The following is a 20,023-nucleotide window of genomic DNA, read 5'->3' as shown; positions in this document are numbered from 1 at the left end:
GGGCGAACCAGACATGGCTCAGATTATCTATCTCTCAGTCAAGAACCTCGAGGTTCCGATCGGAGGCGTAATGGTGCAGGCCGAGCATGTCGCCACACTCCGTCGCGCGGGTTTTGACGCGAAGGTTTCGAGCACTTTCGAAGGAGGACGCCCTGACTGGATCAATCCGGATGCGTCGTTCGCAAACGGAAAGCTTCTTCCAATCCGGCCCGGCGATACCCTCGTGCTGCACGATTCCCTGCCTCGGCATATCTTTGACCGTTTCATATCTCTGCCCGTCAGGCGGGTTTTCTTCTGCCAGAACCATTATTTCCTGGACAGCACGCTCCAGCCCCATGAACGACTGTCGGATTTTCCAATCGACGCGTTCCTCTGCGTCTCCGAGCCGATTGCGCAGTATCTGCGAAAGGTACACCAGGTCGAGAATCCGGTTATTGTCAGTCCGGCAATTCGTCCCGCTCCAAAGGTCGACGGGCCCAAGAAGCTGCAGGTCTGCTACATGCCTAGAAAGCGGGTCGTTGAATTCGGAACGGTGATGTATGGCTTGTGCTTTGAGTATCCCGAACTGAGACAAATCGCCTTTGCAAGTATCCATAAGATGCATCCCGACAAGGTCGCCGAGCGCATGGCGGAAAGCGCGATCTTTTTATCGTTGAGCACGCATGAAGGCCTCGGGTTGCCTCCATTGGAAGCGATGTCGGCGGGTTGCGTGGTGGTTGGTTATCATGGTGGCGGCGGTCTCGACTATGCGACCGAGCAGAATGGCCGCTGGTATGACGAAGCGACGCCGGACAATCTCGTGCACCTGCTGGGCGACACTTTGAGGCGTCTTCGAGCCGACCCGGACTGTTTCGCCTCCATGATTGAGGCCGGTCGGCAGACGGCAGCCGGCTACTCCCAGTCGAACATGGAAAAGCAGCTGCTCGATTTTTGGAGCGCGTTCTGTTGATCGGTTTTGTTCTGACCGAGGAGGAAGGGGCCCGAGAAGAGAAGCTGGCCTTTTACCGCAGCCAGATAGCGCGGCTCGGAGCCGCGGGGGTCGATGCGCGGATTTTCAATTTCACCGGTGCCGTCGAATCGCTCCCGGAGCCGGGTTGGCTCGTCGTCTTCGATGTGAACCGCCCTCCGGCATTGCAAGCCGCTTTGGACGAATCCGGACATCTCCAGGCGCCGCTTGTTTGGAATCCCTACGCGTTTTTCGGGGGGCCTCAAGCACGGATACGCAAATCTGCGGCGACCGTGGCCGCCGTTGCGCCAGGTGAGTATTGGCGCCAGAAACTCGGCCGCTATCATCTCGGAAAACATGTCCTTGGCGTCGAGGTAACGACTGATTTTCCGGGCCGTGAGTCGGGCAGCAGACAGCCCGCTCCGAGGCTGGTCTCACGGATCGGGTACTTTCCGGCCGGCAAGCCCTATCTCGCTCATATACGCGGTGCGGTAACACGGCTAAGCCCGGATTTCGTGGGTGTCGAATGGATCGAGATGGACTACGAGAACCCCGTTGCGTGGCGGCGCTCTGTCCCGGAATGCGATCTGTTCCTCTCCATGCGCGGCCTATGTGGGTCGGCATTGCCTCTTCTCGACCTGATGGCTGCGGGTGTTGTCGTCTGCGGTACCCATAGCGGGGGGCTGAGGGACGTCGCGACGGCGGAAAACGGTCTGTGGGTCGACAGCGCGACAGCCGACAGGTTTGTCGAGGTCCTGATAGACGGACTGGCACGGGCACGAACAGATCCGGAGTGGCGCCGAAGCTTGGCGGAGAATGCGAGGGCTTCGGCGCTCGCACTCGACGCGGATACGACTTTCGAAGCGAATCTGCCGAGCTGGAAACAACTCCTGACGCTCGCTGCCTCACGTTCCTAGGCGGGTGAGAGCCACGTTTGCCGCGTCGTCCCAGGTGAAATGTCCGAGGATATGGCGCGAACCCGCCATACCGCGCCGGGCTGCATCTTCTCGGTTCCGGTAGACTGCCCGCAGGAGTTCGCAGAGATGATCGGGGTCCGGCTCGGCCCAGCGTCCTCCCGCGGTTGCAGAAGATAGGTAGAGAGGGTCAGAGATCTCTTCGATCTCGCAGCCGATCCGGTAAACCGACTTATCCATGAATTCCGTCGGGCCGCTATAATCCGTTGCGATCACTGGCAAGCCGCAGGCCATCGCTTCGCAGACCGGCAGACCCCAGCCTTCCGCCCGGAAAGGCGCGACGAAAGCATCGCAGGCCCGGTAGAGCTCGGCAAAGCGCGCGTGGCTGCGCACGGGAGGTATGAACGCGATCCGGTTCGGATAACGAAGATTCAGCGAACGAAGAATCCTGGCAATATCGAAATCTGGATCATGATGGTTGTCGCAGGCCAGGATGAGATAGACCTCGTCGTTCGGCCCAAAGGCCCGGTCGAAGGTCTCGATCAAGAGGCGCGTTCCCTTGCGCGTCTCGAACCGTCCGACATTGAGAAATTTGAACCCGGGAAAGGTCTGGAGCGCGTCGGTGGGCGCAATCGCGGGATTGAAGAGCGCAGGATCTACCCCCTCCGGAACGACATGTACCGAGCCCGGCGCAAGACCGTTTTCGATCAGGACACTGCGCCCCCACTTGCTCGGGATCCAAACCTCGTCGGCAGAGCGCAGTTTCTCGATCCAGTTGGGCGGATAGACGGTCGACTCCCAGACCGTATAGGCGATTCTCCGGCCCGGCGCGCCGTCGAGGATATCCATCATCTCCGCGTACAGCAGCGCCACGGTCGCCCGTGGCGAGAGGGCAGGGATATGGCGCAGGATATCCCGGTCTGCTTGCCATGGCCCCTCCTGCCCGATCAGGGGAGAGGCTGTGACGGGAATCAAGCGCGAGAGGCTGTCGAAAAAATTGCGCGTGTGGACGTTGTAGCCGAAACGCCCTTCAAACCAGCCGATCGCATGGACCGGCGGATTTGTGCTTTTCGCGCGGCCTTCCTCAGTCAAGGCCATAGGCTTCGATGAAGGCGAGCAGTTTGGCGATTTGCCGATCCCACGAAAGTTCATGCATCCGCTTCGCGCCTTTACGGCCGATCTCCGCCGCTTCATCCCGGTTCTGATAGGCGAACTCCAGTGCCTCGACGATCTCATCGATGGAGGATTCGCCCCATCCGGCGGTATCGATGCTCCTATGGAATGCGGGTACCGCATCCTGAGACTTCAATGGCAGACATGCGCCGTCATGAATGATGTCGAGGTGGCCCGTATTGTGGGAAATGATTGTCGGCAGCCCGCAAGCCATGGCTTCCATGGCGACGAGGTTGGTTCCGCCCTCGCAGCGGTTCGGGAAAAGCCCAACATCGGCTTCACGCATCAGGGCCGCGGTATGAATGTGCGGAAAGGAGCTGAAAGCGTAGAGATTCTGCCGATTCAAGCCGAATGCCTCAAACCATTTCGGAAGTTGGAGGCGGCCTTCCGCGTCCGGAGGCGGCACAAAGTCGATATATGGAGAACTTATGAATTGCTTGTATGACCAAGCTTCCGGCCAGTGATTTCCCCAGACGCAGAGAAGCAGGGCGTCCGGGTGCCGGTCGACAAAGATCTTCACCGCCCTCAGCGCGATATCCTGTCCCTTGCGGTATTCCATCTTGCCACCGGCGAATATCACGAACCTGCCCTCGAAAATCCCCCGCTTCGGCGCAGGGTGGAATAGGGACGGATCGATGCCCTGCAGGATGGCCGCGACATTCTTCACACCGGCGGCTGTCAGGAGGTTCGCATTCCATGTCGATCCCGCGCCGACACTGGCGAAGCGATTGTAAATCTCGACATCGCGCGCCGTGATCCTGGCATTCTCGAAAAATGTCAGAGCATGGTTCCTCCGGCCGATGACTCCGTTGGAAAGTTTGGAGAATTGAGGAGCCACGTTGCCGCCGCGGGCGTGGAGAACCGGGAATGGAAGACGTCTTCCGGTCCCGGCGTAGGGCGCCAGGCATTCCGGGTTTTCGTTCAGCGGGGTGGAGGTCCTGTCCTTGATCAGTTCTGCCTCGAGCGGATCCGCGAAGCCGAGGTCGGAGACCTCCAGAGCAACCGGAGTATAAGGGGTGTGAAGGCAGAGGTGCCGGATGATGTTGTATCCGTAGATGCCCCAACCGGATTTAGGATCCACCGTCCAGGCTATGCCGATCTTGTCCGCCGCCATTCTGATCTGGTCCTGCCGCGCTTGAGCCTGGTTCAATCGCCGTCGCGTTCCAGATCGAACGAATAGATTTTGCCGCGGAAATATCCGACGGCTGTCATCCGTATTTTATTCGGGTTTGTCTCATCGTGATAGATGGTGAGCACCCGGTTTTCGTTCTCGAATTTGACCAGGGTGCGGCCTTTGTTCGTGGAATACTCCGCCGCACGGACGGTGTCGTTCAAATGGACCGCATCGGGTTCGAACTGTACCACGAAGACATCGCCGTCGATTTCACCCTCGATCTGGAGTTCTTTGCGCGCGTCCTCGGAGATCGTGCCGATCCACCTGCCGTCGATCCTTTCCTCATCCGAGGTGCATGCGGCGAGGCTGGTCAGAATGGCGAGGGTCGCGAGAATCTTTTTCATGAGGGAACCTGTTGCGATTTCGGCGTCGCAGATGTGCGACTCTTGTATCCGGATACGCCGCGTTACTCTCGAGTCCAAGCCAAAACACGAGTCTGGCGGCGAAATGGCGCGGTGCGGGCACTCATTGCGGATCTTTGCTGTAGAGCTGCATGATTTCGTCTTTCAGCGCATCCGATGCGCGGTGTTTCAGTTGCTCAAGGACGTGCTCAACCCTTTGGCTCTGGATCTTAAGGTCGCGCGCATCGGCCCGGTTGATCTGCGTAAGCAATTGAATGACCTGGTCGTCTAGCACGGGATAGATTCGGGTGCGACTGGTCTCTTTCATGTCGTTCTCGGAGTTCACTTCAATCAGGAAGAGCTCGAAATCCCTGTTGCGGACGACAAGGTGCGACAGGGCGCGCATCCACAGAACCGAACTCCGGCAAAACGGCGTCGGATAGGTCAGCGCCGAGACCCGCGTCGGGCCGGGATATTCCCTGATTGCGTTCGGATTAATGCCCGCGAACCTGACCGCCGGCTCAAGAAAGAGCAGGTCTGATTCAAGTACCCATTTCGTCGGCATTTCAAGCCCATCGGCTCTGATTGCGATCCGCCATACTAAACTGTCCGTGTTCCTGCTTCTTGTGATATGGAGCGAGTTATCCGAATTATGCGCCTGAAATTCAACAGAGGGGGGCGCGCTTCATGAGCGGAACCAGTGTGCAGGGCATCGCAGTCGTCACCGGCGGGGCGGGCTTCATCGGCAGCCACATGGTCGATCTTCTGCTGTCGGAAGGTTTGCATGTCCGTGTCGTCGACAATTTCGTTGGCGGACACCGGAGCAATCTCGAACACCATAAAGGCGATGAGAATCTGGAAGTCTTCGACGCGGATATTCGGGACATGGACTCGATCCGCCCGGCGTTCGACGGCGCGCGCTATGTCTTTCACTTTGCCGGTATCGGCGACATCGTGCCGTCGATCGAGCGGCCGATCGATTACATGGCAACGAATGTCCAGGGCACCGTCCACGTTCTCGAATGTGCCCGCGCGGCTGGGATCGAGAAGCTCGTCTATGCCGCTTCATCCTCATGCTACGGGCTTGCCGAGACGCCGACGCTGGAGACCCATCCGATCCGCCCGCAATATCCCTACGCCCTCAGCAAGTTCCAGGGCGAGGAAGCGGTGATGCATTGGCATCAGGTCTACGGTCTGCCGGCCAATTCGGTCCGAATTTTCAATGCCTACGGCACGCGGGTCCGAACAACCGGGGCCTACGGCGCGGTGTTCGGGGTATTCCTGCGTCAGAAACTTGCCGGCAAGCCGTACACAGTCGTCGGAGACGGCACCCAGGAACGCGATTTCATCTATGCATCCGATCTGGCGAAAGCCTTCCTGGCGGCGGCACGGACCGAGAAGAGCGGCGAGATCTACAATGCAGGTGGCGGCAATCCGCAATCGATCAACCGGCTCGTCGAGTTGCTTGAAGGTGAGGTCGTCTATGTGCCGAAACGGCCGGGCGAGCCTGACGTCACATGGGCGGACATCACCAAGATCCAGAGCGAACTCGGCTGGGCGCCGGAGATTCCGTTCGAGGAGGGCGTGCGCCGCATGCTGGCCGACATCGAGCGCTGGAAGGATGCGCCGCTGTGGGATCCGGATTCGATCGCAAACGCGACCAAGACCTGGTTCACTTATCTCGGTAATGGCCGGAAGGCTTGAACTTCTGTTCGGTCGATGCCTCGTGTGGGCAGAGTCAGAAGCCTTTAATCCCTTTTCTTAGCACCGGCTTCCATGCCATTTAGCTTGGCATGGCCGTTGCCGCTCCCGCGGCGCCGGCATCCAACGGGTGGAGTGAGACGACGATGAATGCGGCGGGGGCGAATCGGGCCCGGATCGGGGTTCTTGGATGTGGCCGGGTGTCGGCGCGGTATCGCGAGGTGTTCCGTGACGAACTCACCGATATCGCGGATGTCGTCGCCGTCACGGATTTCGATGCCGGCAAGTCGGCCGCCTTCGCCAAGGATGTCGGCGGCAGCCCCGTGGTGCAGGATATCGACGCGCTGATTGCCACGAAACCGGATCTGATCTGCATCCTGACCGAGTCGGGAAACCATTATAAACACGCGAAGAAAGTCCTCGAAGCCGGGATCAATGTGATCGTCGAGAAGCCGGTCGCTCTCCGTCTCGAGCATGCTGCCGAGCTTTCCGAGATCGCCCGGACGCGCGGGCTGATCTGCGCAGAGATCAAGCAGAACCGTTACAATCCGGCGATGCGGTTCCTGCGCCGTGCCGTTGACGAGGGCCGCTTCGGGAAACTCGTGACGGTCGGCATCAGGGTGCATTGGAGCCGTGACCAGTCTTATTATGACGACCCCTGGCACGGCCGCTGGCTGATGGACGGGGGCGTACTGTCTCAGCAGGCGATCCACCATATCGACGCGATGCGCTGGCTCGGAGGTCCGATCGAGGCTGTTTGCGCTCAGGGACGCGCAGTCATCAACAAGCTCGAGGCCGAGGATACCGCGACCGCGATCGTGCGCTTCGAGAACGGGGCCATGGGCACGATTGAGGCGACGACTGCGGCGCGGCCGAGGGATTTCGAGGCTTCGCTCCATATTGTCGGGGACAAGGCGCTGGCCAAGGTCGGCGGCCGCGCGATCAACCTGGTGGAAACCTGGGAATCGGTCGAGCCGCAGCCCGGCGATGAAGACGTGATCGAGACCTGCTCGCAGGAGGTTCCGACCAGTTACGGGCTTGGGCACGGACCCTATATCCGCGAGGTGATCGATTGCTGGCGTGCCGGCAAGACCGATGTGCCGGTTTCGGTCGACGAGGGCAGCAAGGCGCTCGCCTTCCTTCATGCGCTCTATCGCAGCATGGAGGTCGGCGGCTGGGTCGAACTGAAGGACGGCCCGAAGTCGGAGCGTCTGGGACTCTAGATCATGGCCGGAGGTCTACCGGTATGACGCGCGCGAGCAGCGGTGACGGTGGAGATCCGATCGGTCGTCTGAAACAGGAACTGCAGGAACGGGCCGGCGGGCAGAATCAGCGTGCTGCCCGGCGCAGTCTGGCGATGATCGATCCGCCCGAAGCCGGCCGCTGGGCGGCTCTCGCCGGGGGCTGGCCCGAGCGCGGGCACGAGTTTTTGTCACGGGCGATCGTTGCCGATCCGGAGGATTTCCGGCTCTACGTGAACCTTTCGAACAAAATGCTCCAGCGCGGAGCTGTTCCTGCGGCGGTCGCGGCGCTCAAACGGGCGGCTTTGCTGGAGCCCGGGGATGGGCGTGTCTTCGGAAATCTCGGGGCCTTGTCGGAAAGTGCGGCGAAGGCCCGGAAGCTTCATGCCAGGGCTTGGGTCTCGAGCAGCGCCTCTGGTCCAGGTGCCGGATGCGCGATGGCCGAACGCCAGTTGGAGCGCGGCCGGGTCGTCGAAGCACTTGAAAACGTGCTGGCGGCTCTGCGGCAGGATCCCAAGTCGAGTGAGGCATGGCGGCTACGCGGTATCATTCATCAACGATTTCATGAGATTCCCGAAAGCCGTCTCGGCCTTTGCCGGTCGATCCTTTGCGATCCGTCTGCCGTGAACGGATACATCGCGGCGGCCGGGAACTTTATTGATTCCAGAAAGCTTCTCGGTGCGCGGCGGTTGCTCGGATTCGCGGACATTGTTGCGCCCGGCACGCAAGCGGTTGCGATGAACCGCGCGGCGATCGTTGAAAGATCCGGAGATCTTGACGGGGCTCTCGCCCTGTCCCGCGGCCATGTGATCGCCGATCCGGCGAATGCGGAACGGTATTTCACCGTCGGGACAATCCATATGGAGCTGGGCTCCGTCGATGCAGCATTGAAATATCTGATGCGTGCGACACAGCTGGCGCCGGAAGATCTGCGCTTCCAGAACAACCTTGCTCTCGCGCTGCTCAAGTTAGGACGCTACGCCGAGGGTCTGAAGGTGTACGAAAACAGATGGTACACTCCCGTTGAGGCGCCTTTGGGAGAGCGGACGCTCTGGCCCAAGGCATCGTTCGACCTGCCGCTTTGGGAGAGCGGTCGAATCGCCGACCGAGAGATTCTGATCTGGGGAGAGCAAGGTCTGGGGGACGAGGTTTGGGGATTGTCCTACCTGACCGCGCTTCGCGGTCGCCCGGAGCATTTCACGGTTGAGGTCGATGCGCGGCTGGTGCCGTTGGTCGAGAGATCTTTTCCATTCGTGAAAGTTGTGCCGAGGCGTCCCGATGCAGATCTCGACATTTCCGGGTTTCACTCTCAGCTGCCGCTGCTCAGCCTTCCGCACAAGCTGGGACTGGAAATGGAGAGGACGCCCTCGGCTTGGCTACAGACCGATCCGGGCCGGGTCGCGCGCCTTCGCCGGACAATGTCCGCGGACGGCAGATACCGTCTGGTTGGTCTCGCTTGGCGCAGCATCAAGCCGCTCCAGCATCGGTCGTTCGAAATGGAGATCGAACGGTTTGCCTCACTGAGCGCGCTAGAGCGCATTCGATTCGTCCCGCTGCAATACGGAATGGTCGACGCAGACCGGAATCGACTTGAAGCGGTACTGGGCGACGACCGCATCGCTTGGCCCGAATTCGATGTCAGGGACGATCTCGAAGCGCTGGCCGAAGCGCTTGCAGCTATTGATCTGGTCGCAACCGTAGCGACGGCCCTGGTTCCGATGGCCAACGCCGTTGGGACGCCGTCTGTCGTCCTGCTGCGCGAACAACAGAAAGACTGGAGATACCGGGTGGGAGCAGAGCTTTCCCCGGTGCTTCCCCTCAGCGTGCTACAATGGCCATCGGATGCGACGCCGGAGGAAGCGTTGCTCGACGCCGTGACGCTTCGGCTTCCGACGGATCACGGTGGCTGACGGTCGGCTCGTCCGGGCGCGTCTGTTGCCGAGAAGTCACGGTCTAGGACCGGAATTTCAGCTGAATTGCCCGATATCGGATAATTTCCGTCCGCGTGGAGATGCCCGATCCATTGCATGACAGATGCATGACGCTCGCAGCTAGCGCTTAGTAATCTGAAAAAAAACAAAAATATCTGAGATCACGGCATCATCCAAAAGCGGGGAAGCAGATGCGGGTGGCCTTTCGGGATCGGTGCGGCGGCGGGCTAAAACCGCCGTCTAACCGCTTGCGTTCATTAGGCAAGCGGTGTAATAAACCACCCGAGCCGTTTCGTCGCGGCTAGTAATAGGACTGGCGTTCGCTTGGTGTGCAGGATTTTTTGGTTGACGAAATCCGACTGCAGCACCAAAGCTAACCCAGACAGTTTGGTGTAGCTTTGATGCTAACTAGGGGGTTGTAATGGCAACGATAACGGGCACCAGTTCACCGGATACCATCACTGGTACGGGTAATGCTGATCAGATCACCGCGCTTAGCGGGTCCGACATCATTTCCGCGCTCGGTGGTGCGGATCTTATCTATGGTAACCAGGGCGGCGATACTGTTCTCGCTGGTTCTGGCGCAGACACCGTCTTCGGCGGCCAGGATGCGGACGTTCTGTCCGGTTCTGACGGTAATGACGTTCTGTACGGTAACCTCGCCAACGACAGCATTCTGGGCGATGGCGACTCTGACCTTCTGTATGGTGGCCAGGGTAACGACACGCTCTCCGGTGGTACGGGTGCGGACACGATCTTCGGTAATCTCGGTGGCGACTCGATCCTCGGCAACGACGGTTCCGACGTGATCTATGGCGGTGCCGGTAACGACAACATCGACGGCGGTGCGGGTTCCGACCTGATTTACGGTAACTCCGAGCGTGACACGATCCTCGGCGGTGCCGGTTCCGACACCATCTTCGGCGGTGCGGACAACGACACGATCTCCGGTGGTGCAGAAGCCGACCTTATTTATGGTAACCTCGGTGGCGACGTCATCCTCGGTTCCGGTGGTGCGGACACGCTCTACGGTGGTGCCGGCGCGGATACGATTACCGCTGGTACCGGTGGCGCGGTCTTCGGTGGTGCCGACAACGACGTCATCAGTGGCGCCGGCGGCAACGACCTTATCTATGGTAACACCGGCGCAGACGGTATTACGGCTTTCGCCGGTGCCGACACGGTCTTCGGTGGCCAGGACAACGATACGATCTCTGGTGGTGACGGCAACGACCTGATCTACGGTAACGCTGGTCTGGACACCATCTTCGGTTCGTCTGGTGCCGACACGCTGTATGGTGGTGCCGGTAACGACGTCGTCAACGGCGGTAGCGACGCTGACCGTCTGTTCGGCAACGCCGGTAACGACAGCCTGCAGGGCACGATCGGTGCGGATACGCTTTATGCCGGCGACGGCGAAGACACCCTCACCGCGCTGGGCAACCTGACCACCGTCCTGATGTATGGTGGTGCCGGTAACGACCTGTTCTACGCAGGTACCGGTGGCGACACCCTCTTCGGTGAAGATGGCAACGACATCATCTACGCGGCAGGCACCAACGGTGATCTCATCTCTGGTGGCGCTGGCAACGATATCATCTATGCCTCCAGCGCTGGCGATGACACGATCTACGGTGGTGACGGCAACGATGTTCTCTATGCCGACATCGGGGCGACCGGCGGTACCGACCTCCTGTATGGTGACGGTGGTAGCGATACCTTCGTGATCAACGACATCACCCGGACCACTCCGGCAACGGACATCCAGGCTGGTGCCACTGTCGCGATGATCTTCTCGTTCGAAGATGGCAGCGACAAGATCAACCTCTCGGGCTTTGGCTTCTCGAGCGGTGGTCTTCCGGCCTTCGCGACGTCCTCGGCCTCCATCACGGGTGCCGCCAACTCGATCACGCAGGTTGCGAGCACTGCGACCAACTCTGTGCTGGTCGGTATCAACGGTACTGCGGGTACTGACTACGCGGTGATCCGGGTCTTCGGTGTCACGACCCTCGACCTGAACGACTTCACTTTCAGCTAAGTCCAGTCGTTTAACTTAAAGCGTGCGGGCGGGCCAATCGGTCCGCCCGTTTGCGTTCAAGAGATCAGCTTAAGTGAAAAAAGTAGAGGACCTGGTCGCTATCATTCCCGCGCGCTGCGGATCGAAACGCGTTCCCCAAAAGAACCGTATCGTCATTGGCGACAGATCCCTCCTGGACCGGACCGTCGACTGCATCGAAAGCTCGGGTCGTATTGGCCGGATCATCCTTTCCACAGACGATACTGCACTCGCCCGGGACGCAGCTATTTACCCAAATATGCGGGTTGCGGACCGCCCGGATCATCTCGCCGGCGACGAAGCAACCACCGAGGACGTGATCAGGCATCTGATCCGGACCGAAAATCTTGCTAAGAGCACAATCGTACTCTTGCAACTAACGTCGCCCTTTCGTATTGGCGAGGATATCGCAGCCCTACTTGATGAAATGCGCAAGACAGGAGCCAAAAGCGGCGTCGCAGTCTGCCGATGGCGCATTCCGCCATCGAAGCCATTTGGACCGGTCTCGAACACCCATAATTTGGGAAGATCACCCAGAATCGACTACCCAGCAATGCGGGAAATCCACAACAACCACTGGGCCATCAACGGCGCGATATACATATTTCAAGCAGACGAATTCGGCAGATCAGGAAAACTCTACGACGAAAATTCAGCTATTCATGTCATGCCGAACTGGCGCTCGCTTGACATCGATTATGAAGACGACGTCTTCATCGCAATGGCGATAGCGAAAGCCCGCGATCTCTAGTACAGGCAAAAAACCACGCTGTTCAGGGCTGGAGATCCTTGAGCTTCTCAAAATTCTCCGCGCATCTAAGCGAGAGGATATTGCCGTCGGTAATTTCCCTCGACGCAAAACCGCATTCTTCCAGAAAGCTCAGGATCTCAGCCTTGCGGGGATTCTCCTCCATACCGATGCGATACTCCCAGAGAATGCCATCCACCCGTCCGGAACCGAGCAGCTCACGTCCTCCGGACAGAACATCAAGCTCCCGGCCTTCAGTATCAATCTTCAGCCAGACGGGCCGATGAGAAAAAGCATCCGCCTGAAGACCCGCAAGTAAAGAATCAAGTTTTCGTACTTCTACTTTAATCTCCGGGGGCCCTGACGCTGAAAGCTGCGTCACAAGATGATGGCCCATGCTCGAATTAAGGCGCAGCCGACCGGATCCTGTGCCGCTACCCAGAGCGCACTCGAAACATTGAATCCTGCTTTTGAACCCCGCGAGGGCGACATTTTCCATCAGGACGGAGAAATTATCGGGAGAGGGTTCTATCGCGACGCAGAGTATCCTAGGAAAGCGCGCGCAAAGCACGAGCGGATAAAGCCCAAAATGGGCCCCGATATCGATGAAAATTGCGTCGTCCGACAGGAATTGAGCCAGGATCGCACGCTCTCGGGCTTCAAAACCCGATTGGTGGAACTCTTCGAAAACAAAGCGTTGCAGACCCGGGTCCGAGAGCTTGGCCACCGGAAACCGTAAAACCGGACCGCTTTCCGAATGGCCCGGGAGTTTCAACGGCAAATGAAAATATCCATCGTGAAAAAGCCGTTTAGGTAGCCTGAGAATGTCAGGTTCACTCAAAACAGCCTGTCCATCCGATTTCTCTCGCGCGGTCATGAACGTCGCGACAGGAGCCAGTTCCGCGCCGCCAGCAGGTCATCGTGAATACGCATAATAACGTCATCCCAACTCACACGCGGATCCCTGAAGCAGAGCTTGATCTCGGGAATCCAAGGTATGTGTGGTGTCCCGAGCTGATGCCATGTCGCCTTGAATTCGGACGTACGAAAGACCCAAGTCGGTACCCCCAAAACGCCTGCCATAAACGCCGTGGAAGTCATCGGCGTCACGACGGCGTCTAATGCTGCTATAAGGTCGATCACATCGCTTAAGTCGTCCTTCAGATCGAGCCCCTCGAACGTCGTTAATGTAATCCCGCGGCGAGCCGCGGCGCGTTCAAATTGCTCAATCTCATCATCTTCAAACACGTATTGAAGATTGATTGCCACTGTGTTGTCCGGCAAGCTCGCCGCAAGTTCCTCAGGCGCCAGATATTGCAGCTTCCGGGTCCGCGTTATTTGACCGCTTCGCCACGCCACCCCGATTGCCAGCCGATCGCCAGAGGCAATTTCACGTACCTTGCTTTTCCAGTGCGCTACTCCGTCTGGGTCCGGGACAATCCAGCCGTGTCCGGCCACCCGAGGTTCGACCGCCAGAGCCCATCTTTCCCTAATCAAGGTCCTTAGCTCTGCCGTAAAGAGGCTTGGCAAATGCCCGATCGGAAGTTTGTAGAGCACATCATCGGCGAGGAGGCGACGATCCACCGGAGCGTCCCGGCCTCTGAACTCTATCGAAGGGAAAGAGCGTTCGAACACCGCAACAAGGCGCGAATCGCATTCGACAACCAGCTGACCGGGAACAACTGCGTCAGCGTAGCGCAGGAACCAGGAGAACATCAACTCATCCCCCATCCCCTGTTCCATATAAATAAGGGCCTTCTTACCGGGGGGAAGCTTTTGAAGCGCCCATTCTCTCTGGGGGAACGGGCGCTTTTGCGAGGGAAAGTTTTTTTGCGCCCAACGGCTACGGTAATTGTGGAAACCCTGCTCGATGGCGCCAATGGTCAGTTGATTGAACGCAACTCCCATCCGGGCAACGGCATCTCTCGGATGATACTCCAACTGTTTGAGACCGGCTTCGATCGCCTTCCCCAAATTTCCCAGCCCACGGTAGGCCATTGCAAGATTAGTGTGGCCAGACTGGAGAGACGGATCGCAGACTAAGGCGCGTCTCGCAGCAACGACTCCTGGCTCGGGGTCCAGCATTATCGATCGCGATACCGAATAGGCGCTCAGTGCTTTGGCATAAGCGGGTTCCATGAGAATCGCCCGTCGGACCATCGGATATGCCGTCTCCGCGAACGATTTCTCATTGAAATGGCTGGCGATGTTGTAAAGAAGCCGTGGACTCGTTTTGAATCTATTCGCCAGCCGTTCGAGATAAACTAGGCATATCTCCTGATCTACAAATTTAAGGGCAATGGCGGCATCGTTGGCGGTATGATCCTCAACGTTCGGGAGGATGGCCGCGACCTTTGCCCACCGGAGAAGCCACTCCGCGTTCTGTTGCGCAAAGTCATGTTCGTTCGGCAAAATCGCCCGAATTCCCATCCGATGGTCGGGCTGCCAGATCAAAGCCCGGCGTCCCGCATTTCTGATCACTTTCCGGTCGTGCTTGAGTTCCAGGTGATATGCTGCGGTATAACCGAGACTATCGCCCCCGCTCCGCTGGATCAGTTCGTGCGAGTCCAGAGCCCTTTCGAGTGCTTCGTGATGCCCATGACGCAGAATCCAGCGAAATACCTTCCGTGCGAGCCAATCCTCTGCAAACAGGACATGTGCTGTCTCCTGGATGAATTTCTCGACCTCTTCGGAAGATCCGGGATCCGCGTTGCCGTCGAGCAGGTTGCTGACGACCTTGGCCGGATCGCTGTCCCTGTCAGCAATCTGAGGAGCGATGCATAGCCAACTGATTGCCCGGCAGACCCGCCCGCAATTTCCGAAAGCGATGCCGACGAGCATCGCAACGTCTCTATTGAAGTTCACCCACTCCGAGGCGGATTCATCGGACATCAGATCCACGATCCTGTCCCATTGCGAAAGCCGGCCGAAGCAGCCAACCGCTCGACGCAACGCGTCGCGTGAAAATGCGGACCCGTTTCTGGCGACGCTCACATAATGATCGGCTGCCGACTCGAAATCTCCGGTGAGCTCAAAGGCCATCGCGAGACGATAAAGGCTGTTCTCGGAATAAGGGGGGCCGGAAATCGTGGAGCGTTTAAAGAACCGGAGAGCGGAGTGGACGTCCTGACCCCGTATCAATTGCTGGCCGGTCAGATCCCAGCATTTCGAATCGCTCGGGGTCTCAAGGAGCACAAAGGCGTCTTTTCGGTCGATTGCGTTCAGGATTCCAGAAACAGCCACAATTCAGTCCTTTGTCACCCAATTCAGAATTCTATTGGCTGCGTTCCGATGGATTTGCAAGGAAATGATCCAGTTCCTCTCCAACCTGGTCTATGAGGTCCGACCAGCCGTCGGTGATGCGGAAAAGCCGGACGGAATCGTACCAGAGACTCTCGTTTCCCACGGCAAGCCAGCGCCAGTCCGGCTGGTGGCCGATCATGAGCCAGGTCGGAATTCCGAGGGCGCCCGCAAGATGCACCAACCCGGTATCCACGGAAATGACGAGGTCGAACGAGAGGAGCTGCTCCGCTACATCCGCAAAAGTGCTACCCGGCTCACATATAGGCCGGAGCTGCGAAAGCCGCTCGTGGGTCTCGGATGAAAGATCGAAAGGGAGGGCGTAGAATTCTACGTCGGGCCGGTTCTTGATCAGGCGGGCGAACAGATCCGGCGGACAGGACCGGACCGCGTCCCGGGAATTCTGCGGGTTGCCTTTCCAGGCGAGAGCAATCTTCCTTTTACCGGAAAGCTTGGAAGCGACGCGCACTGCAGCATCCGGCGGCGCGGTGAGATACGCGGAACGCAAAGGAATGTTGTCCGGCCGTGTTTTGAACAGCCTGGGCAGGCTCATGGCCATCACTGCGTAATCGAACGAGACCTTGTCATCGTTGAGCGCAACCTCGTCGATTGAGGGCATCCACGCGCAAAGCTTTTCCAGGAGCTCCCTGGTGAAGAATGTGACGCGTGCGCCCTTGTCCTTCAGGAGCGCGCAATAACGCAAGAATTGGATATGGTCGCCGTGTCCCTGTTCGCCGACCACGAGTACGTTTTTCCCGCACAGATCGGCGGTACCATCCCAGATTTTTTCTTTTCCGATAGATTTTTCGAGGGAAACCACACCTTCGCGCAGATCGTAAAGGGCGAGTCCTTCCTCCCATTCGCCCAACCGCAGCAAGGTGATGCCGAGTGCGATGGCAGTAGCCCGGTCATCCGGGGCGACCGAGAGCGCCCGACGATACCATCTTGCCGCTCCGGAAAAATTACCAAGCATGGAGCATGCATGCGCGAATTGGGCGGAGGCGTTTGGAACACCTGGTCGGTAAGTCATCAGCCGGGTCAGGCAACAAGATGCCTTTGTCGGTTCGTTTATCTCGTTATAGAGGCGGCCCAAGCCGCTCAGGCCTCTGATCGAATAATTCTTTATCCGGAGCGCTTCCTCGAAAAGGCGCTCCGCGATTGGGAAATTCTTCTTTCTCAGTACTTCTTCGGCGGTGGAGAGGATGACGCGTAGTGGCATAGACCGAACGGTCACTCCTGCATCGGAAATCACGTCAGCTCTCTCATCTCCGTCAGCCGCATGCTTAGACATACTGAACCGTCAGCATGTTTGCGTCATGGCTCACGCATCGCCTGATTCAGGCTCTGGCTCAATGGTGTGACGATGTATTCGAACAAAGTCCGTTCACCGACGGAGATCAGTGCGGAAACCGTCATGCCCGCTGTGAGTTTCACGCCGGGCAAATTCTGCGATAGCGAATCCGGATCGATCGAAATACGTGCTTCGAAGAACTCCTGTCCTCTCTCATCTCGAACGACGTCGGCCGAAACCGACGTCAAAGTGCCTTCGATCGGCGGCGTTATCCGGGGATTGAAAGCGGCGAGTTGGAGTTGCACCGGCGCGCCGACCAGAATGACGTCGACATCCTTTTGCTTGATTTTTGCCGTTACGATCAGTTCGTCATCGAGGGGAACAATGGTCATCAGCGGTTCGGCCGGACGGATAACGCCATTCAGCGTATGAATACTCATGTTGACCACCTGTCCGCTGCGAGGCGCCTTTACCTGAATGCGTTCGCGGCGGTCTCGCCAGACATTTTCCTGTTCCTGAAAGTCAACGAGCCTGACAGCATTGGCCCTGAGGCGATCCGAAATTTCTCTTTCCCGCTCATTCGCAAAGGCCTCGAGTCTTAACCTCTGCTCGCTAATCTCCTGCTTGAGTTGTGCGATGAGTGCTTCAAGCTGGCCGGCCGTACCCCTCAGAGATTCCTTGCCCCGCTCCAGCGCTAGAAGCCGCGGTTTGCGCTCGAGACCTTTTTCGTACAGCGCCCGGACTCCGTCCAGTTCCTCCTCGACGATCTCGATTTGCCGGCGCGTCGATTCCAGACGTTCCACTGATCCTCTGATCTGGGTTTGGAGTTGTCCGATCCTTTCGGTGACCAGCGCTTTCTGGTCATTTGTGGAGCGGCGCGTTTTTTCGAATAGGTTCGTTTCCCGCGCTACCAAAGCCGCGATTTGGGGATCGTCAATCTGGCTGAGGATCCGCTCGGGAAACTCGATTTCCGGTCGGTCGTCGCGTTCCGCTTCCAGGCGCGCACGCTCGGCGAGCAACGTCAGAATCTGATTCTGGAGCTGGGCGTACTGAGACTCTGTCTGAAGTGGGTCGAGCTTAACCAGTACCTGACCCTGCTCGACCATCTGTCCCTCATGTACGAGGATCTCTTTGACGATCCCGCCTTCGAAATGCTGGATCACCTGCTCTTCGCTGACGACATGGAGCTTGCCCTGAGCCCGGACCGCGCTCGCAAGCGGCGCTACGTATGACCAGCCGCCAAAGACCACAAGGAAGAGAACAAGAATGCTCCAGCCAAACAGGGATGCACTGGTCCAGCTCTTTGATGTGAGCTGAAGTTCGCCGGAGGTTGCGGTCACCTGATCCCGTGCGGGGATCGGCAGCCGCTTTTGGAGCAAATCTCCGTCAATCGCGGGCACAGAATTAGCCATTGAAAGCTCCTATCAACTTTCCGCAATCGCCTTGGCGGACGTCTGTTCGATCCTCGACTGATTCGCGACACCACCGATCAACGGCATGACATCGTCGCGATTGGAGAATTTCTGCACCATCCCATTCCTCAGAACGAGGATCTTGTCCACGATCTGCAGGATATTGGGGCGGTGCAGGATAACGACAACTGTCGCACCTCGGGATTTCAGGATCTCAATCGCGTTCTTGAGCGCCGTATCGCCTTCGGTATCCAGATTGGCGTTCGGCTCGTCCAAAATGACCAGCTTGGGGTCGCCGAGCAGGGCACGGGCGAGGCCGACGCGCTGTCGCTGACCGCCGGAAAGAAGGGTGCCGTTGTGGCCGACCTCCGTATCGTACCCCTTTTCCATTTCCAGGATCATGCGGTGCAGGCCGGCCATTTCTGCGGCCTGGATGACCTGTTCGTTCGTGATCGAATCGTCGAACCTTGAAATGTTGTCGCGGATCGTGCCCTCGAAGAGGAGCACCTGCTGCGGCAGGTATCCGACATGGCGCCCACGATCCTCGCTTGGCCACCTGTAAACGTCCGCGCCATCGAGTCGGACAACGCCAGCGGTAGGTTGATCGATGCCTGCCATCAATCTCGCGAGTGTGGTCTTTCCGGCCGCCGAGGGGCCGATGATCGCAACGGATTCACCGGGTTCGAGTTCGAACGACACCCGGGAAAGAATATTCCGCTTCATGCCCCGAATGCTGTAGTGAACATTCTCGACCGAAAGTGCGCCCTTTGGCTCCAGCGGATAGACACTGTCTTCGGGCTTGCCTATTTCGCCTCTGAGGATTTGTGAAAGGTACCTGTATTTCTGAATTGCATCCGAGACCTGTGCCCAGGATCCGACCACGACTTCCAGCGGCATGAGCGCGCGTGAAACCAGAATAACGGACGCCATCATTGCGCCGCGGGAAAGGCCGCTCGCCGGGTCGACGATCTGGACCGCAGCAACGGTCATGACGGCCATCATGACGCCCATGCGCACCATCTTGATGAAGGCCTGGACAATTCCGGAAGCGCGGCTGGCGTCGCTCTGCAAAGTTAGGGACAAACGGTTGTATGCGGTCCAGGCGCTCATGAGCGATTTCCGCATTCCCATCGCTTCGACGATGTCGGCGTTTTCTGTCGCTGAGCGGCTGATCTTCCGCGCGCGATTCGCGGCTGCGGTTGCCCGCGTCAGGTGCGTGTCTGAGATCGACCGGTTTACAATAGCCAAGCCGAACAAAATCAAACCGCCAATAGCGGCCGTCATGCCGATCCCGAAGTTCAGCAGGAACAGCACCAACATGAAAATCGGAATGAACGGAATGTCCATGAGCATAAAGATGCTCTGACCGGCGAGAAAGCTGCGCAGGCCTTGCAATTGCTCTAGGGCGTCACCGCCACTGCCACCGCGCGTCAGAGCGCCTGTCACAGATTTCTCGAAGAGTTGCGGCGAGATCTGTTCGTCGATCCAGGTACTGACCTTCGTGAAGACGTAAGTACGGGCAATATCGACCAGGGCTTGGACGAGCAGTGCTCCCGTGGCCATCAGAGCCAACAGTGTGAGCGTCGCCATGTTGCCTGTGCCGAGCACCCGGTCGAACAGCGAGAACATGTAGAGCGGCATCGTTAGAATGAGCATGTTCACGACGAAGCTGAACACACCCGCAGTCACGAAGGCATCACGGCAGGTGCTGAAAATGCGCTGCAGCGGGTCGTCGATCGTTTGACTCGCATCTATCGGCGTTTTTGGTTTCGCCATAAAGGTCTTGCCCGTACAA

16 protein-coding genes are annotated in these 20,023 nt (G+C 58.4%); 7 read left to right on the top strand and 9 right to left on the bottom strand.

Annotated elements, in window-relative coordinates; all coding sequences use genetic code 11:
- The first annotated feature begins 13 nt into the window (after positions 1 to 13).
- Positions 14 to 949, top strand: a complete 936-nt coding sequence (locus tag JJ959_RS16905) for a glycosyltransferase (RefSeq protein ID WP_292886187.1) — start codon at positions 14 to 16, stop codon at positions 947 to 949.
- Complete coding sequence (locus JJ959_RS16900) at positions 946 to 1,863, top strand: hypothetical protein (protein WP_292886185.1); 918 nt, start codon at positions 946 to 948, stop codon at positions 1,861 to 1,863. The genes JJ959_RS16905 and JJ959_RS16900 overlap by 4 nt, the downstream gene beginning before the upstream one ends.
- Here the strand turns inward: JJ959_RS16900 and JJ959_RS16895 are convergent.
- The 4 genes from JJ959_RS16895 to JJ959_RS16880 form a co-directional block, all read right to left on the bottom strand.
- Positions 1,852 to 2,952, bottom strand: coding sequence for a glycosyltransferase (locus JJ959_RS16895; RefSeq protein WP_292886183.1), 1,101 nt, complete (start codon positions 2,950 to 2,952; stop codon positions 1,852 to 1,854). The two genes, JJ959_RS16900 and JJ959_RS16895, sit on opposite strands and share 12 nt — an antisense overlap.
- A complete protein-coding gene (locus tag JJ959_RS16890; protein ID WP_292886180.1) occupies positions 2,945 to 4,147 on the bottom strand; it encodes a glycosyltransferase family 4 protein in 1,203 nt (400 codons plus the stop codon). The genes JJ959_RS16895 and JJ959_RS16890 overlap by 8 nt, the downstream gene beginning before the upstream one ends.
- 32 nt (positions 4,148 to 4,179) lie before the next feature.
- The gene (locus JJ959_RS16885; RefSeq protein ID WP_292886177.1) at positions 4,180 to 4,551 is read right to left on the bottom strand and encodes a hypothetical protein; all 372 of its coding nucleotides are present in this window, start codon (positions 4,549 to 4,551) and stop codon (positions 4,180 to 4,182) included.
- A 121-nt stretch (positions 4,552 to 4,672) separates the two neighbouring features.
- Complete coding sequence (locus tag JJ959_RS16880) at positions 4,673 to 5,113, bottom strand: hypothetical protein (RefSeq protein WP_292886175.1); 441 nt, start codon at positions 5,111 to 5,113, stop codon at positions 4,673 to 4,675.
- 122 nt (positions 5,114 to 5,235) lie between these two features.
- Between JJ959_RS16880 and JJ959_RS16875 the strand changes: the two genes are divergently transcribed.
- The 5 genes from JJ959_RS16875 to JJ959_RS16855 all read left to right on the top strand — a co-directional run bounded on the left by JJ959_RS16875 (position 5,236) and on the right by JJ959_RS16855 (position 12,228).
- Complete coding sequence (locus JJ959_RS16875; RefSeq protein ID WP_292886172.1) at positions 5,236 to 6,252, top strand: NAD-dependent epimerase/dehydratase family protein; 1,017 nt, start codon at positions 5,236 to 5,238, stop codon at positions 6,250 to 6,252.
- 89 nt (positions 6,253 to 6,341) lie between these two features.
- Entirely contained in the window at positions 6,342 to 7,472 is a 1,131-nt protein-coding gene (locus JJ959_RS16870; RefSeq protein WP_366817077.1) for a Gfo/Idh/MocA family oxidoreductase, read from the top strand.
- 23 nt (positions 7,473 to 7,495) lie between these two features.
- Positions 7,496 to 9,400 (top strand): tetratricopeptide repeat protein, encoded by a 1,905-nt coding sequence (locus JJ959_RS16865; protein ID WP_292886167.1) that lies wholly within the window; start codon positions 7,496 to 7,498, stop codon positions 9,398 to 9,400.
- Positions 9,401 to 9,842: 442 nt separating this feature from the next.
- Positions 9,843 to 11,459: a calcium-binding protein gene (locus JJ959_RS16860; RefSeq protein WP_292886164.1), complete on the top strand. Its 1,617-nt coding sequence runs from the start codon at positions 9,843 to 9,845 to the stop codon at positions 11,457 to 11,459.
- A gap of 73 nt (positions 11,460 to 11,532) precedes the next feature.
- A complete protein-coding gene (locus tag JJ959_RS16855) occupies positions 11,533 to 12,228 on the top strand; it encodes an acylneuraminate cytidylyltransferase family protein (protein ID WP_292886161.1) in 696 nt (231 codons plus the stop codon).
- 22 nt (positions 12,229 to 12,250) lie between these two features.
- On the opposite strand, the gene JJ959_RS16850 is transcribed toward JJ959_RS16855, so the two are convergent.
- From JJ959_RS16850 to JJ959_RS16830, 5 genes are all read right to left on the bottom strand, one after another.
- Positions 12,251 to 13,066 (bottom strand): FkbM family methyltransferase, encoded by an 816-nt coding sequence (locus JJ959_RS16850; RefSeq protein WP_292886158.1) that lies wholly within the window; start codon positions 13,064 to 13,066, stop codon positions 12,251 to 12,253.
- A gap of 32 nt (positions 13,067 to 13,098) precedes the next feature.
- Complete coding sequence (locus tag JJ959_RS16845) at positions 13,099 to 15,468, bottom strand: hypothetical protein (RefSeq protein WP_292886155.1); 2,370 nt, start codon at positions 15,466 to 15,468, stop codon at positions 13,099 to 13,101.
- A gap of 31 nt (positions 15,469 to 15,499) precedes the next feature.
- Positions 15,500 to 16,777 carry a tetratricopeptide repeat protein gene (locus tag JJ959_RS16840; RefSeq protein ID WP_292886152.1) on the bottom strand — a complete coding sequence of 426 codons (1,278 nt, stop codon included), beginning with the start codon at positions 16,775 to 16,777 and terminating at the stop codon, positions 15,500 to 15,502.
- Between the two features lie 62 nt (positions 16,778 to 16,839).
- Entirely contained in the window at positions 16,840 to 18,228 is a 1,389-nt protein-coding gene (locus JJ959_RS16835; RefSeq protein WP_292886150.1) for an HlyD family type I secretion periplasmic adaptor subunit, read from the bottom strand.
- Between the two features lie 12 nt (positions 18,229 to 18,240).
- Positions 18,241 to 20,004 (bottom strand): type I secretion system permease/ATPase, encoded by a 1,764-nt coding sequence (locus tag JJ959_RS16830; RefSeq protein ID WP_292886147.1) that lies wholly within the window; start codon positions 20,002 to 20,004, stop codon positions 18,241 to 18,243.
- Between the last annotated feature and the right edge of the window lie 19 nt (positions 20,005 to 20,023).

It is taken from the genome of Nisaea sp., from assembly GCF_017640745.1.
In the GTDB taxonomy this organism is placed as follows: Bacteria; Pseudomonadota; Alphaproteobacteria; order Thalassobaculales; family Thalassobaculaceae; genus Nisaea.
This window is presented reverse-complemented; position numbering and strand designations above follow the sequence as displayed.

Coding starts and splice junctions, on each gene's coding strand:
- JJ959_RS16835 (WP_292886150.1), bottom strand. CDS start 18,228: ATGGCTAATTCTGTGCCCGCGATTGACGGAGATTTGCTCCAAAAGCGG.
- JJ959_RS16870 (WP_366817077.1), top strand. CDS start 6,342: ATGGCCGTTGCCGCTCCCGCGGCGCCGGCATCCAACGGGTGGAGTGAG.
- JJ959_RS16905 (WP_292886187.1), top strand. CDS start 14: ATGGCTCAGATTATCTATCTCTCAGTCAAGAACCTCGAGGTTCCGATC.
- JJ959_RS16865 (WP_292886167.1), top strand. CDS start 7,496: ATGACGCGCGCGAGCAGCGGTGACGGTGGAGATCCGATCGGTCGTCTG.
- JJ959_RS16830 (WP_292886147.1), bottom strand. CDS start 20,004: ATGGCGAAACCAAAAACGCCGATAGATGCGAGTCAAACGATCGACGAC.
- JJ959_RS16860 (WP_292886164.1), top strand. CDS start 9,843: ATGGCAACGATAACGGGCACCAGTTCACCGGATACCATCACTGGTACG.
- JJ959_RS16885 (WP_292886177.1), bottom strand. CDS start 4,551: ATGAAAAAGATTCTCGCGACCCTCGCCATTCTGACCAGCCTCGCCGCA.
- JJ959_RS16880 (WP_292886175.1), bottom strand. CDS start 5,113: ATGCCGACGAAATGGGTACTTGAATCAGACCTGCTCTTTCTTGAGCCG.
- JJ959_RS16875 (WP_292886172.1), top strand. CDS start 5,236: ATGAGCGGAACCAGTGTGCAGGGCATCGCAGTCGTCACCGGCGGGGCG.
- JJ959_RS16890 (WP_292886180.1), bottom strand. CDS start 4,147: ATGGCGGCGGACAAGATCGGCATAGCCTGGACGGTGGATCCTAAATCC.